Origin of the sequence: Bradyrhizobium valentinum (genome assembly GCF_001440405.1) — a bacterium.
In the GTDB taxonomy this organism is placed as follows: domain Bacteria; phylum Pseudomonadota; class Alphaproteobacteria; order Rhizobiales; family Xanthobacteraceae; genus Bradyrhizobium; species Bradyrhizobium valentinum.
Genome location: NZ_LLXX01000067.1, coordinates 63204 through 77827, shown reverse-complemented (window position 1 = coordinate 77827; position 14624 = coordinate 63204). Strand labels below are relative to the sequence as shown.

11 protein-coding genes are annotated in these 14624 nt (G+C 62.9%); all 11 read right to left on the bottom strand.

Features of this window, described 5'->3' with window-relative positions; genetic code table 11:
- Positions 1-74 precede the first annotated feature (74 nt).
- Complete coding sequence (locus CP49_RS11390; RefSeq protein ID WP_057850342.1) at positions 75-1187, bottom strand: ABC transporter permease; 1113 nt, start codon at positions 1185-1187, stop codon at positions 75-77.
- Positions 1188-1189: 2 nt separating this feature from the next.
- The gene (rbbA, locus tag CP49_RS11385; RefSeq protein ID WP_057850341.1) at positions 1190-3976 is read right to left on the bottom strand and encodes a ribosome-associated ATPase/putative transporter RbbA; all 2787 of its coding nucleotides are present in this window, start codon (positions 3974-3976) and stop codon (positions 1190-1192) included.
- The gene (locus CP49_RS11380; RefSeq protein ID WP_057850340.1) at positions 3973-5043 is read right to left on the bottom strand and encodes an HlyD family secretion protein; all 1071 of its coding nucleotides are present in this window, start codon (positions 5041-5043) and stop codon (positions 3973-3975) included. Before CP49_RS11380 ends, rbbA begins: the two co-directional genes overlap by 4 nt.
- Before the next feature lie 3 nt (positions 5044-5046).
- Positions 5047-8199 (bottom strand): efflux RND transporter permease subunit, encoded by a 3153-nt coding sequence (locus CP49_RS11375; RefSeq protein ID WP_057850339.1) that lies wholly within the window; start codon positions 8197-8199, stop codon positions 5047-5049.
- Positions 8196-9440 (bottom strand): efflux RND transporter periplasmic adaptor subunit, encoded by a 1245-nt coding sequence (locus CP49_RS11370; protein WP_057850338.1) that lies wholly within the window; start codon positions 9438-9440, stop codon positions 8196-8198. Before CP49_RS11370 ends, CP49_RS11375 begins: the two co-directional genes overlap by 4 nt.
- Before the next feature lie 44 nt (positions 9441-9484).
- Positions 9485-9733 (bottom strand): hypothetical protein, encoded by a 249-nt coding sequence (locus CP49_RS11365; protein ID WP_057850337.1) that lies wholly within the window; start codon positions 9731-9733, stop codon positions 9485-9487.
- Positions 9734-10411: 678 nt separating this feature from the next.
- Entirely contained in the window at positions 10412-11320 is a 909-nt protein-coding gene (locus tag CP49_RS48915; protein ID WP_338060344.1) for an HdeD family acid-resistance protein, read from the bottom strand.
- Between the two features lie 159 nt (positions 11321-11479).
- Entirely contained in the window at positions 11480-11959 is a 480-nt protein-coding gene (locus tag CP49_RS41950) for a DUF992 domain-containing protein (protein ID WP_063791671.1), read from the bottom strand.
- 6 nt (positions 11960-11965) lie between these two features.
- Positions 11966-12565: a hypothetical protein gene (locus CP49_RS11350; protein WP_057850335.1), complete on the bottom strand. Its 600-nt coding sequence runs from the start codon at positions 12563-12565 to the stop codon at positions 11966-11968.
- A gap of 9 nt (positions 12566-12574) precedes the next feature.
- The gene (locus tag CP49_RS11345; RefSeq protein WP_057850334.1) at positions 12575-13687 is read right to left on the bottom strand and encodes an AI-2E family transporter; all 1113 of its coding nucleotides are present in this window, start codon (positions 13685-13687) and stop codon (positions 12575-12577) included.
- A 591-nt stretch (positions 13688-14278) separates the two neighbouring features.
- On the bottom strand, positions 14279-14509 hold the full coding sequence (locus tag CP49_RS49210; RefSeq protein ID WP_057850333.1) for a DUF6894 family protein: 231 nt from the start codon (positions 14507-14509) through the stop codon (positions 14279-14281).
- Positions 14510-14624 lie beyond the last annotated feature (115 nt).

Genomic DNA, 14624 nt, shown 5'->3' with positions numbered 1-14624 from the left:
ACACTTGGCGTATCGACGGTGGTTGTCGCACCATCGATTGACTTTGCTGGAGCATGGCATCGGGGAAGCATCCCTTATCGCAAGAACTCCCTGAATCTTTGCAAAGAGAAGAAGAACAGGATCGCTCCTATCGTCAGCAGGGCGGCGAGCTGCGGCCAGACCACAGCTATTCCGGCGCCACGGAACAGCACGGCTTGTGCGAGGATGACGAAGTGCGTGTTGGGCGCGGCGAGCATGATGTTCTGGATGATCTCGGGCATGCTCTCCCGGGGCGTCGTGGCTCCCGACAGCATTTCGAGCGGCATCAGGACGAGCATCATCAACAGGCCGAATTGCGGCATGGTTCCCCCAACCGTCGCCAGAAAGATGCCCATGCTGGTCATGGCGAACAGGTAGAGCGCGGTGCCGAACAGGAACAGCGGGATCGAGCCTCCGATCCGCACCGCCAGCAATCCCTGGACGATGAACACGAGCGACACGCTGGCGGCCAAGAGCACGACAAGCCCCATCGACCAGATCTTGCTTGCCATGATCTCGAACGGCGTCACCGGCATGACGAGCAGATGCTCGATGGTGCCGTACTCGCGCTCGCGGATCAGCGCGGCTCCGGTCAGGATGATCGACAGCATCGTGATCGAGGAGATCACGTTGTTGATGGCGCCAAACCAGCTTTTGTTGAGCTCGGGGTTGAAGCGCGCCCGCAGGGCGAGCTCGATGGGGAGAGGCGCGGCCGAGCGATAGCGGGCCAGAAATTCGCTGACCTCGTCGGTCACGATGGACTGGATATAACCGCCACCGGTGAAGGCCTGCGACATGCGGGTCGCGTCGACGTTGAGCTGGATCGCCGGTGATCTCTGGGCCAGAAGGTCGCGCTGGAAGTTCGGCGGAATGTTGAGCGCGAAGGTATCGAGACCCGCATCCATGCGCGCGTTAACCTCCGATTGGAGGATCAGCCGCGGTATCGTGAAATAGGGCGGATTGAACGCCGTGACGATGCGCGTCGATGCCGGCGAATTGTCCTCGTCGACGATGGCGAGCGCGGCCTGGTTCAAGGTCTCCGGCTGCGCCCGGGATCCCGTGTAGATAGAGACCGTGAAAGCATAGACGATCAGGATCAGCATTATCGGATCGCGGACAAGCCCCCGCAGTTCCTTGACGCCGAGCTGAACGATATTGGAGGTGCGCATATCTAGCTTGCCTGTTTCCGCAACAGCACCGCTCCGAGACCGAGCAGCACCGGGATCGTCACGAGCAGCGCAATAAACGGGCCCGATAGATCGCCGAAATCGAGTCCCTTCGAGAAGGTGCCGCGGGTGATGGTGACGAAATGCGCCGTTGGGTAGATCCGTCCGATGAAGGCGCCGGCTCCCTGAAGCGACGACACCGGATCGATCAGCCCCGAGTACTGGGTGGCAGGCAGCATGGTAAGCAGCGCGGTCGCGAAGATCGCGGCGATCTGGCTCGCCATGAACGCCGAGATGACGAGCCCCATCGCGGTCGTGATGATGACATAGAGAAATGCCGCGGAGGTAAGGGCGAGGAAGCTGCCGGTGAACGGAACGCGGAAGATGAACACGGCAAAGGCCGTCAACAGGAAGAAATTGAGCATGGCGATCGCGACATACGGAACCTGCTTGCCGAGCAGGAATTCCAGCCGCGTCACCGGCGTTACATAGAAATTGATGATCGACCCCAGCTCCTTCTCGCGCACGACGCTCAGCGTCGCCAGGATCGCCGGTATCATCAACAGCAGGATCGGGATCACGCCGGGAGCCATGGCCACGATGCTCTTGATATCCGGGTTGTAGCGATAACGGATCTCGAGCTGAAAATCGCCTGTAGTCGCGGCGCTGCCGTAGATCAGCCGGGCGCGCTGCGTCAGCCAGTGTGCGTGCATCGCCTGCACATAACCCTTCACCGTTTCCGCGCGCGAAGGCATGGCGCCGTCGATCCATGCGCCGATCTGGACGTTGCGGCCGCGCGCCACGTCGCGCCCGAACCCCGGTGGAATCTCGATCGCAAGACTGAGCTCCCCGCTGCGCATGCGGCGATCGAGATCGTCATAGTCGGTAATCGCTGGCAATTCCGTGAAAAAGCGCGATCCGGAGACCTGCTGGATGTAATCGCGACTTATCCCCGTTTCGTCGCGGTCCATGACTGCGAACGCAAGATTCTCGACGTCCATGTTGACGCCGTAACCCATCACGAACATCAGAATGACGCTGCCGAGAATGGCCAGCGTGGCGCGGATCGGGTCGCGCCGCAGCTCCAGAGTCTCACGGTGGGTATAGGCGAACATGCGCCGCAGATCGAAGGAGCGCATCAGCCGGCCATGCGCCGCGCCGCCTTCGGTCGACGACGGAGCTTCGATGGCGACCGCCGCCTCGACGCCCGGCGGTTTGGTATCCGTCGCGCCGATCGCGTCCTGCAGATAGGCGACAAACGCCTCTTCAAGGCTGCCGCCGCCGCGCTGCTCGGCGAGCCTGGCCGGCGTATCGCTGACGAGCACCTTGCCCGCATGCATGAGCGAGATGCGGTCGCAGCGCTCGGCCTCGTTCATGAAATGGGTCGAGACGAAGACCGTGACGTTGTCGTTGCGGGAGAGGTCGGACAAAATCTGCCAGAAATTGTCGCGGGCCACCGGATCGACGCCGGATGTCGGCTCGTCGAGGATCAGGATGTCAGGTGCATGGACCATTGCCACGGCGAGCGACAGGCGCTGGCGGACGCCGAGCGGCAACGCATCAGGCAAGGTATCGATGACATCAACGAGATCGAAGCGCTGCACCATCTCTTGGACGCGGCCCTCGATGATGTCGGGAGCGAGCCGAAACAGCCGCGCATGCAGTTCGAGGTTCTGCCGGATCGTCAGTTCGGAGTAGAGCGAGAAAGCCTGCGACATGTAGCCGACGCGGCGGCGGACTTCCATGTCGTTCGGATCCACCTCGTGGCCGAATAGCTTGGCGTTGCCAGCGCTGGCCGGCAGCAATCCGGTCAGCACCTTCATGGTGGTGGTCTTGCCGCAGCCGTTCGAGCCGAGGAAGCCGAAGATCTCGCCGCGGGCAATGCGGAAGCTGACCCTGTCGACCGCGGTGAAATCGCCGAACTTTACCGTAAGCTGCTCGGCCTCGATGGCGATATCGTCGGCGCGCTCGCTTCGGCGAGGCGGAATCACCACCTCCCTGTGTTGCTGGCGCTGCTGTTCCGGGAGCAGGGCGATGAAGGCGGCATCGAGGTTGTCAGCGCCGGTCTGCCTCAGCAGGTCCGCCGGCGCCCCCGTGGCGAGCACCCGGCCTTCGTCCATGGCAACCAGCCGGTCGAAGCGAGCCGCCTCTTCCATGTAGGCGGTGGCGACGATGACGCTCATGCCGGGGTGGCTTTTGCGGATCTCGTCGATCAGTTCCCAGAACTGGCGGCGCGAGAGCGGATCGACGCCGGTGGTCGGCTCGTCGAGAATCAAAAGCTCGGGATCATGGATCAACGCACAGCAAAGGCCGAGCTTCTGCTTCATGCCGCCCGACAGCTTGCCCGCCGGCCGATCCGTGAAAGGAGCAAGCCCCGTGCCTTTCAAAAGCTGGTCGATCCTGTGTTCGCGCTCGTGCCTGTTGTGGCCGAACAGACGACCGAAGAAATCCACATTCTCGAAGACGGATAGCGTCGGATAGAGGTTCTTGCCGAGACCTTGCGGCATGTAGGCGATCTGCGGGCACGTCAGCCTCCGGTGCGCGGCATCGGCCATGTCTCCGCCGAGCACGTGGATGCGCCCTTCCTGAACCGCGCGAGCTCCGGCGATCAGGGACAGCAGGCTGGATTTGCCGACGCCATCAGGTCCGATCAGCCCGACCATGCGCGCGGAGGGAATATCGAGCGTGATGCCATCCAGCGCGCGCGTCTTGCCGTAGGACAGTCCGACCGCCTCCAGACGTATCACTGGTGCGGAAGGATCAGATCGAGCTGCGTTCGACGTGTCGCTCATTTGACAAGATGTTCCGTCAGCTGCGCCGGCCATTCGGTATCCGCGTCAAGGCGGATAAAGGCGCGGCCGGGCAGGCCGGTCTTGACCTGTTCGATGTTTCTCCGCAGCAGCTCTGGTGAGATATGTGCCCTGATGCGGAACATCAGTTTCTGCCGCTCCTCTTCGGTCTCAACCGCCTTGGGTGTGAACTGTGCAACGCTGGCGACAAACGTTGCCTTGGCGGGAATGACCCGTTGTGGCGCAGCGTCGAGCACGAGGCGGACCTCTGAACCGATAGCGACGCGACCAGCTTGCGCCGTCGGCAGGAAGAACGTCATGTAGACCTCGCCGAGGTCGACGAGGTTGAGCACGCGTCCGCCGGCGGCAAGCACTTCTCCCGGCTGTGCCACGCGGAACTGCACGCGCCCGTCGCGCGGTGCCATCAGGGTGCTATCGTTAATGTCGGCCTTGATGCTCTCGATGGCGGCCCTTGCCGCGTCGATCGATGCTTCGGCGTCGACCACTTGCGCCCGGGCGGAGCTCATGGCGGCCTCCGCCGCCGCACGCTGAGCCTCCGCCGCCGCAACCGCGGCCTTCATTCCCTCGGCGGCCGCCCGGTCGTCGTCGAGAACCTGCTGGGGCACGGCGTTGGTCCTGATCAGTTGCTCGGATCGCTGCAGCTTTCGATACGCCGTATCCAATTCCGCGTTGCGCTGCGCGATCACCGCGGTGGCGGATTTCCTCTCGGCTTCGCGCTGAGCGACGAGGCTTTTGGCGGTATCGACGCTGATGATCGCACGGCGCAACTGCGCTTCGGCTTGACGGAGCTGGGCGTGCAGCTGCGTCGTGTCCATGCGCGCCAGGACCTGTCCTACCGTGACGAAATCGCCCTCCCTGAACAGGATCTCCTGAATGCGTCCGGGGGTCTTGGTGGCAATATCGATTTCGACGGCCTCGATACGGCCGTTGCCGCTGGCGAACCCGGGCGGGAGATTGTCGCCCCCGAGTTTTTGCCAGGCAAAGTAGCCGCCGGCGCCGAGCACCACGACAAGGAGGGCGATTACCCAGCGTTTTCGATTGCTTTTCATGGTCTAAACCGTTTCATCGACAGGCGGCGTCTGCCGATTGGTTGATTTGGAAGCCCCCTTCACGCGCTCGCGCAAGCGCTGGAATGTCACGTAGAGCATCGGCACCATGAAGATCCCGATCGAACTTGCGGCGAGCATGCCGGCGAAGACGGCGGTGCCGACAGCTCTGCGGCTAAGCTCGGCGGCGCCGGTTGCGATCACGAGCGGCAAGAGACCAAGGATGAAGGCGACTGAGGTCATCATGACCGCGCGGAAGCGCATATGTGCGCCCTGGATCGCGGCGTCGTTGAGTGCCACTCCCGCTTCGCGTTGCTCCTTTGCGAATTCGACGATCAGGATGCCATTCTTGGCGGCGAGCGCGATCAGCACCGCCAGTCCGATCTGGCCGTAGAGATCGAGATTGAGACCGGCGATCTTGATGCCGATATAGGATCCGAGCACGCCGACTACGACCGAGAGCAGCACTGGGATCGGGATGATCGTGCTCTCATAGAGAGCTACCAGGAACAGATAAGCGAACAGGACCGCAAGCATGAGAACGATGCCGGTTTGGCCGGCGGCCTGCTGCTCCTGATAGGCGGTACCGGTCCACTCAAAACTGTAGCCCGCAGGCAGCACGGTGTTGGAGATGTCCACCATCGCCGCAATCGCTGTGCCCGAGGAGACTCCTGGCGCGGGGCTGCCGTTCACAGTCACCGAGCGATAGTTGTTGTACCGGGTGATGACTTGCGGCCCAGTCACGATCTTGATGCCGGCCAGCGACCTTAAAGGCACCATCTCGCCGGTATTGTTGCGTACGTAGATCCGCCAGATGTCCGAAATGTCGGCACGATCGAACGCTTCACCCTGAACGTTGACCTGCCAGGTGCGGCCGAACAGGTTGAAGTTGTTGACGTAGATGCCGCCAAGCGTCGCCTGCAGGGCGGTAAAGATGTCGCTGATGGTGACGCCGAGCGCCTGCGCCTTGCGGCGATCAATATCCAGATACAGGGACGGATTGGTCGCGGTGAAGGTCGAGAAGACGCGTGCAAGCCGCGGATCGGCGTTGGCGGCGCCGATCAACGCGCCTGTGACGCTGGAGATCTCGGCCGGGCTCTGTCCTTCCAATGCCAGGAGCTGGTATTCGAATCCGCCGCCGGTGGAGAGCCCGATGATCGGCGGCAGGTTGAACGGCAGTACATTGGCCTGTCGGATCTGCGCACCGGCCGCAAAGGTGCGTCCGATCAGCGCCTGGGCCGACTCTGCCGCCGTCTTGCGATCGGCAAACGGTTTTAGGCGCGTGACCACCAGCGCACTGTTTGGCTGGGAAGCACCATCGAGCAAGGAAAAGCCGATCACCGCGAGCACGTGATCGACCGCCGGCATCTGCTTCAGGATATCCTCGATCTGCCGGGTGACTTCGCTGGTCCGCGCCACCGACGCGCCGTCTGGCAGTTGCACCGACGTGAAGAAGGCGCCCTGGTCTTCCTCCGGCAGGAACCCCGTTGGTGTCACCAGTGACATGCCGAAGATACCGGCGGCGAATACCGCGACGAACAGCAGCGATAGTCCGGCCATGCGCACCAGCCGGCGGACGCCGCCACTGTAGCGATCGCGCAGCCAGTCGATGCCGCCAAGGACGAGGCCCATGATGCCGCGCCGAGGCCCGGTGTGACGCAGGAACAGCGCGCACAATGCAGGCGACAGCGTCAACGCATTTAACGCCGAGATCAGCGTGGCAGCACTGATCGTCACCGCAAACTGGCGAAACAGCGTGCCGGAAACGCCGGGAATAAACGCGATCGGAACGAACACGGAGAGCAGCACCAGCGTGATCGCGATGATCGGCGCGGTGATCTGCGTCATGGCCTTCTTGCTGGCCTCGGCGGGGGAAAGATCCGGCTCTTCGTCCATGATGCGCTCGACGTTCTCCACGACGACAATGGCGTCATCCACTACGACGCCGATGGCGAGCACCATTGCGAGGAGCGAGACCGTGTTGGCTGAATAGCCGAGCATCAGCAGGACGGCGAAGGTGCCGATCAGGCTCACCGGAACAGCCACGGCCGGAATCACCGTCGCGCGGAGATTGCCGAGGAAGAGGTACACCACGATCACGACCAGGATGAAGGCCTCGCCCAGCGTGCGCAACACTTCCGCGATCGTGTCCTTCACAAAGCTCGTGGAGTCGTATTGCACAAGGTAGCTGAGCCCTGCGGGGAATCGCTTGGACAGCCGCTGCATGGTGGCCTGTACGGCCTGTGCAGTGGTCACCGCATTGGCGTCAGGCGCGAGATAGATCGCGACCGGTACGGCGGCGCGCCCGTCGATCCGCGCTTCGCTGTCGAGGCTTTGCGCGCCCATCTCGACGCGGGCGACGTCCTTGACAAGGAGCGTCGAACCGTCCGCATTGGCGCGCAGCACGATATTGGCGAATTGCTCGACGGTGGCGAGCCTGCCCAGGGTCTGCACATTGAATTGAAACTGCTGGTCCTCGCTGATCGGCCGCGCGCCGATGCGGCCGACCGGTGCCTGAACGCTTTGCGTTCGGATTGCGGCGATGACATCGGCCGGCGTGAGATTGAGGCTGGTGAGCCGCTGCGTATCGAACCAGATCCGCATCGAGTAATTCATCTTGGCGAACAGATTCGCCTGGCCAACCCCCGGTGTACTCGCAAGCGCGTCGAGCACGTTGATGATGGCGTAGTTGGTGATGAAGAGCGGGTCCTGCTGACCGTCCGCACTGTAGAGCACCAGGAATTGCAGGATCGACGAGGATCTCTTCTGCACCGTCACACCCTGCTGTTGCACCTCCGTGGGCAATTGCGACAGCGCCCTTTGCACGCGGTTGTTGACGTTGACGGTGTTGATGTCGGGGTTGGTGCCAAGCGCGAATGAAACCGTGAGCGTATAGCTGCCGTCATTGGCGCTGGTCGATTTCATGTAAAGCGCGCGGTCGACGCCGATCACCTGCGCTTCCAACGGCTGGGCGACGCTGCTCTCGACGACCTCGGCGGAAGCGCCGGGGAAGGTGCCGGCGACCGTCACCTGCGGCGGCACGATGTCCGGAAATTGTGCAACCGGGATCTGCATCAGCGCCAGCGCACCGGTGATGGTGATGATGAAAGCGATCACCATCGAAAGCCGTGGGCGATCAATGAAGACGGCGGACATCATGGCTTGTTGTCCGCCGGGCGCGTCTTGCCGGAGGCGCCGTGATCCGTTTGCGGTGCCGCGTCGCTTGCTGCGGCCTTCATGCTCGACAGGATCTGCGGACTTGCCGGCCCCGGCGAAACGGCCTGACCGGGACGAGCCCGCTGCAGCCCCTCGACGATCACGTTGTCGCCGACGGCAAGACCGCTGATGACGGCGGCGATAGTGGGAGTCGATTGCCCGAGTTGAATACGGCGCTGTTCGGCCTTGTTGTCGGCGCCGACAGTGAGAACGTAGTCGCCCTGCTGATCGGAGAGCACCGCGGAGCGGGGGATCGCCAGCACCTCGACCGGGTGGACGCCTTCCAGCACTACCGTGACGAATTCGCCATCGGTCAGCTCGTGAACCGCGACGCCCGCCGCCGAAGGAGCCCGCAGGATCGGATTGCCGATCTCGCCGCGTACGGTGATCGTGTCGGTGTTTTGCGCAATGGTGTTGTCGACGAAGTTCAACTTGCCGGATTGTCCGTACATGCGGCCGTCGGGCAGCCGCAGCCTGATGACCACGGCCTCCAGGCCGCCTTGCGGCCCGTAGCGTTCCCGCAGCTCCAGTCCCTGGCGTAGCGGCACGGGGAAGGTGACATACATCGGGTCCTGGCTGACGATGGTGGTCAGCACGCCCGAGCTCGGACCGACGACGTTGCCTTCCGTCACCGCTGTGCGGCCGATCTTGCCGTCGATCGGCGCGCTGATCAGCGTGTAGTCGAGATTGATCCGGGACCCCTGGACCTGGGCCTGCGCGGCCTGCACCTGGGCTTCCAGGCTGCGTTGGTTCGCGATTGCCGCGTCATAGGTGGATTGTTGACCGGCCGGTCCCCCGAGCAGGGTGCGCGCGCGCTCGGTCGTCAGCCTGGCGTTCTCGAGTGTTGCCTGGAGCTGCGCCACCTGCGCCTCTTTTGATGCGAGATCGGCTTCGAAAGGATCGCGCTCGAGCCGATAAAGCTCATCGCCTTTCTTGATCTCGGCGCCCTCGATGAACAGGCGCTGTTCCAGGAACGCGGTGACGCGAGCGACGACGTTGACCCGATTGATCGCCTCGATCCGCCCAAGGAATTCGCTGGTCTCGGTGATCGGTCGCCTAGCCGCTTCCACGACGCCGACCGCCGGCGGCCCGGCCGCGACAGGTTGTGCCCGGGCCGTCCCGCCGGCAATGATCGTCAGGAGACCTGCCGCCAGCAGCCTGATCGAGACGTCAGCAAGGTCCATTGTCCGCTCCTTGCCCCAGGCTGAGAACTGCGCGGGGCAGTGCTTCACCAGGGCCGCGCTGCTGTCCGCTTGCTGTGCGCGGGCTCGTCATAGCCTTTGCGACGGCCAAGGAAGATCAACGCGATCAGGCCGCAGCCGGACACCAGCGTCAGGATTGCGGCCGCTCCGAATATGATGCTGTCGTAGAGCGGCATTGATGGGGCCGCTCTCCATACCGACACGCAGTACCAGGTCGCCGCAACGAGAAGAGCTGCCAGCACGGCCGCAAGGAGCCATTGGTTCGTGTTGCGCAACGTTTCCCTCCATCACCAAGGGCTCGCAGGGTCTTCGTGACAAACCTGCCGCAGATGGATCGCCTGGGCTGCGAGAAGCCTCCTTAGTACCACCGCCATCCGCACTGACGACGACCGCGATGCCACCAGCAAACCCAGCGGCGGCGTCTACGCGGCGGCGGGCGACCCCAGCCTGGGGCGGGAGGTCCCCATCCGGGAGTGGCTCCCCAACCGGGAGCGGATCCCCAGCCGGGCGCGGGAGCTGATCCCCATTGCCATCCGCATCGGCGGCGACCGCGATCCCACCAGCAAACCCAGCGGCGCGTGCGCGGTGGCGGTCGACCCCAGCCCGGGGCAGGTCCCCAACCGGGAGCGGGCCCCCAACCCGGAGCACGCGTCGGTCCCCACCACTGCGCTTGAGTCAGGAGGTCAGACGGTTTGCCGGCTTGGCCAAGATTGGGAGCAATCGGCATCGCCTCCGCAACCTCAATGAAACGAACCCCGATGGCGCCGATCGCTCCGGCGGCAACGGCATTCCGAGCAAGGCCAAGAAAAGCGCGGCGGGTGGGAGCGCTCATTGTGTTCTCCTCTTGTTACGCGGCTCTCCGTACGGACTGAAGCGCGTAGAGCAATCACGCCAGCTGTGCGAGATCAGATCGACCCCAATGAAGAAGGTTTGCACAGTCGTCATATCGGCCGTCACCGCTGATGAATTGGGATAGATGCTGCTAGCGCCATCGCCATCCGCAATGACGACGACCGCGATGCCACCAGCAGACCCAGCGGCGCCTGCGCGGACGCGGTCGCGGTCGACCCCAGCCGGGCCCGGGCCGGGGTCCGGGCGGCCGGGGGCCAGGTCCCCACTGCGTAGGGGTGACGAGGTTCGGTGGTTCGCCGGCTTGTCCCAGATCGCGCGAAGCCGGCATGGCTTCTGCGACCGCGATGAAGCGCACACCGATGGCGCCGATAGCCGCGGCGGCAACGGCATTCTGTGCGAGGCCAAGAAAAGCGCGGCGGGTCGGAGCGTTCATCGTGTTCTCCTCTTTTTGTTACGCGGCCACTCCGCGCGGACTGAAGCGCGTAGAGCAGCCACGCCCGGCCGTGCGAGATCAAGTCGACGCCAAGCAGAAATCCAAGTGCCCAAAGGCTGATGGTCGGGAATCCGAACAGGATGAGCGCGCCGGCGAGCGCCCCGAAGATTCCGGAAATCAGCATCATCCATCCGTTCCGTTCCCAGTAGGCGAAACTCAAGACGCATCGAATGACACCCGATGCGAGCAGGAACGCGCCAAGCAGATAGGTCAAGATCAGAGCGCCGGAAGCCGGCTGGGTGAGCAGTACAAGCCCTAATGCCACATACAGCGCACCGAGCACGATCTGCCATAGGAAACCGCCCCATCCCTTGGTCCAGAAGGCGTGGCCGATCTCGAAGGCGCCGGCAGCGATCGCCGTCAACCCGATCAGCTTGACGCTGATGATGGTCGCGAACACGACGTCGCTGAGAGCGACGATGCCAGCGGCGATCAGTACGATGCCAAGCAGAGCGCAGACCCACAGTGGGGGAGGACCCAGAGTTTCGATGCCGGTTCTGCTGTCATAGGCGGTCATGCCATCTTCCTGGCGACGATTGTTCGATTTGGCACGCCTAGAAGCGTACCTTCGAACCCGCAACGCCGACATCCGACGAAACCCTGAGCAACGGGGCGGAATGTTCCTATCGTCCGAACGGAAATGCTGCCCCGGTCGGCCGGATCGCGGATGCCGGTCCTATCGCCGGCCTCGCGGACCTAATGTCAAGTTAGTCACCCCCGCCGCGAGATTGATCCCGATCGATCGCTCGATCGACAGCGGTTGCAGGACGACGCTGCGGCGAGAACCGCCAATCAGAACGTTGGCGCCAAGGCCGGGGCCCAAGGCGACGTTGCCGCTCGCGCCCACATAGCTGCCGCGCAGGGTGCCCGGTCCAATCCGCGAATTCTTGGCCAGGACGGCCCAGGACAAGGTGCCGGCTCCGGTCACGCCAAGGTCAAGACCAACCCTCCTAATCCGTCCCTCATAGATGTACTGCCGAGGTGGCCTTCTCGCGTAGAACACACAGCGCAGTGACTGTGCGGATCCGAGGACCAGTCCAACGCGCGGCGTGCTGAAACACAGTAGTCGGCCGACCCTAAACGTATCGGCACAGGCAGGAGAGGCGGCGGCGCAGAGCAAGGCGAATGCGCCGATGGATCCAAGGAACCGTATCATTCGCGTTCAAGCCTCCATTTGGTTGTTCGTGGCGGCGGACGCATCCGCCGGCCGTCGGTCCTGGCGAACCCAGAATGTGATGCCGAGGCCGATGAGCAGCACCGCGCCCAGCAGGAAGAAGAAGACGGACTGCTTCAGCCAGGATATCGCCGGGACCGCCACGCCCATCGCAAGGCCGAGGAAAGAGATTTGCAGCGACAGAAGGCTGACGCCCGCGAGGAACGTGCCGAGTGCAAGTAACGTCAGCAGGACCAGGCCGGTTGCTGGCGTCGGAAGCAATTGCTGGACGCCCGATACCAGCATAATGTTCATCGTGACCAGGACGGCAATCCAATGCAGCGCCTGGGTCCAGATCAATCGGAGCTGAGCCTCCCTACCTTGAGTCTCCGGCCATTTGGTGACGACGCAGACGACCCCGATGGCAAGTGCCAGGAATTCCCAGTAGCCGACGAGGGGCTGGTGGGAGACGTTGGTATAGGCGACACCTGCGATGGCGAGCACCAGCGCCACGATATAAGGGAGCTGCTGCCACAGGAAATGAGCCATCCCGGATTGAAACGGGGGAGGCTCCGAGTCCTCGTTCCGCTGCGCATCGATCTCGCTCATGGCACTCACTCACGATTTGTCGGCTGTTGTTGGCTTGAGGTCGTCGCCGAGGTAGTCCTCGACGTAGAATCTGATGATTGCGACGCGGCCGATCGCGACCAGTGGCATGGCCATGGCGATGCCCATGACGCCGAACAGCGCGCCCAGCAGCACGATTGCAACCAATGTCCAGGCGGGAGGGGTCTCGACCGCCTGACGCTGGATCAGCGGGCCGATCACATAGCCTTCGATAGACTGAATGATCGTGTAGACGACAATGGCCCAAATCAGCAGGGAGGGGCCGAGCGGCATCGCCACGAGCGCGATCGGAATCGCGGCAAGGATCGGCCCGAGATAGGGGATCAAATTAGAGAGACCCGCCTGTAACCCAAGCACGAAAGGACCCGGTAGCCCGATGAGGTAGAGCGCGACCCACACGCACAGCGTCATGAGAATGATCCGGATCCACTGTCCGACCAGCCACAGCCGCAACACGTTGCCCATTTCATCCATGATCGCGCGTGTTCGGGCGCGGTATGGTTGCTTCACCAGCATCACCAGGCTCTCGCGATGGCTGGTGGGATCGAAGGCAAAGAGGATTCCGAGGAACAGGATCACAAGCGCGCCGGCGAGAAGGCTCGAGGCTCCGCCAAGCAAGATTTGGGCGTGGCTGAGAAACCGGCCCTGATCGGAGAACAGCCACTGCGCAAAATCCCGGCCCCATTCCGGACCGAGCAGGTCGACGCCGTACGACATCAGATGCTCCTGAAGGACGTCGACCTGAGTGTCCATCACCTTCAGCAGCAGACGCGTCTGCTCCGGCAGTTTGCGCACGCCCCAGGCCAGCCCAAATCCTGACAGAGCTGAGAGCAGCAGAAGCACCAGCGTCAGCCGCCACGCGCGATTGAGAAGGAGGACCGGAGCCAGAGCCCTCGCGGCGGCATCCAGAAATGCCGCGAACAATACACCTGCGAAGACAATGAGGAGACTCGATACCGTCTGCCACACCAGGAAAAGGGCGACGCATGTGGCGAGCAGAGCAAGTCCCGTTGCGAGAATGCTGCGCCGCCCGGCGGTGGGCTGATCGGCGGAATCATCGCGCGGCATGATCTCGCGCTTCTGTCCTGTCCTCGTATCGCTCATCGAACGGCCAACCGCAGGGTTGAAACGATCTACTGTGGTGTATGAATCTGGGTCCGAACACGACGACTGCCAAAATGCGGATGCTTGCCGCCGCGATGACGCCAGTAGCGATGCTTTGTCGGGTTCGTGTTTGTATTGGGCGTCGCGCTCTTCGTAGGGCTCTCCGTTGTGCTTTTGGGCGCGGCTGCGCCGGCATCCTTTGGCGCGGACACGCCCTTGTCCTTCGATTGCGCCAGAGACAGGGTTGAAGAAGCAGCCCCAGCTACCAATCCGCCAAGGATCAGAGCGCCGCATACGCTTCGGATGTTCATAATCGCCTCCATGCGATCAGGGACAAAGACTCAAATCGAGATGGCTCCGAATGCCAGAGCGCGGTGCGGGAGAGTTTCTGATCGGCGTTTGACGAAGGAGCCATGACGGAAGATGGCCTTCCAATCGAAGATGAGGCGGGCACGACAGGCGGTGGAATCGCGGGATGTCGGCCAACCCTGGGCAAAGACCTTAGAGGCGCCTTTACCGTCCGCACATCAGGGATTCTCTGTAGAAAGCAAAGGTAGGAAATTGGCTGGTCTGCATCCCGCGGGGCCGCGTTCAGGTCGTCGCGACGGGGCCGGCCGCGCTTTGATGCCGATTGGATGATGCTCCGGGAACAGCAATCGGAGCTACAAACACGACGCTGAAACGAAAGAATTCGCCGGCCTTCGCCAGTTCGGCCGCAATGCGCTTGGCGTGCAAAATGGCCGCGTTCTGATCGGCGAGCTCGCATCCGATCCCGTCTGGAGAGAGACCGTATTTGTCGACGATATGAAAGAAGTAGCGCATGCCGGCGGGATTAAGTCGGAGCGCTGCCAGCTTCCAGTGACAAACGTGTAAGGGGCCTCCGCCAAAAGGATGAGAAGGGGGCGGCTGTTGCAGGTTACGCTTTGGAAAGGCGCCA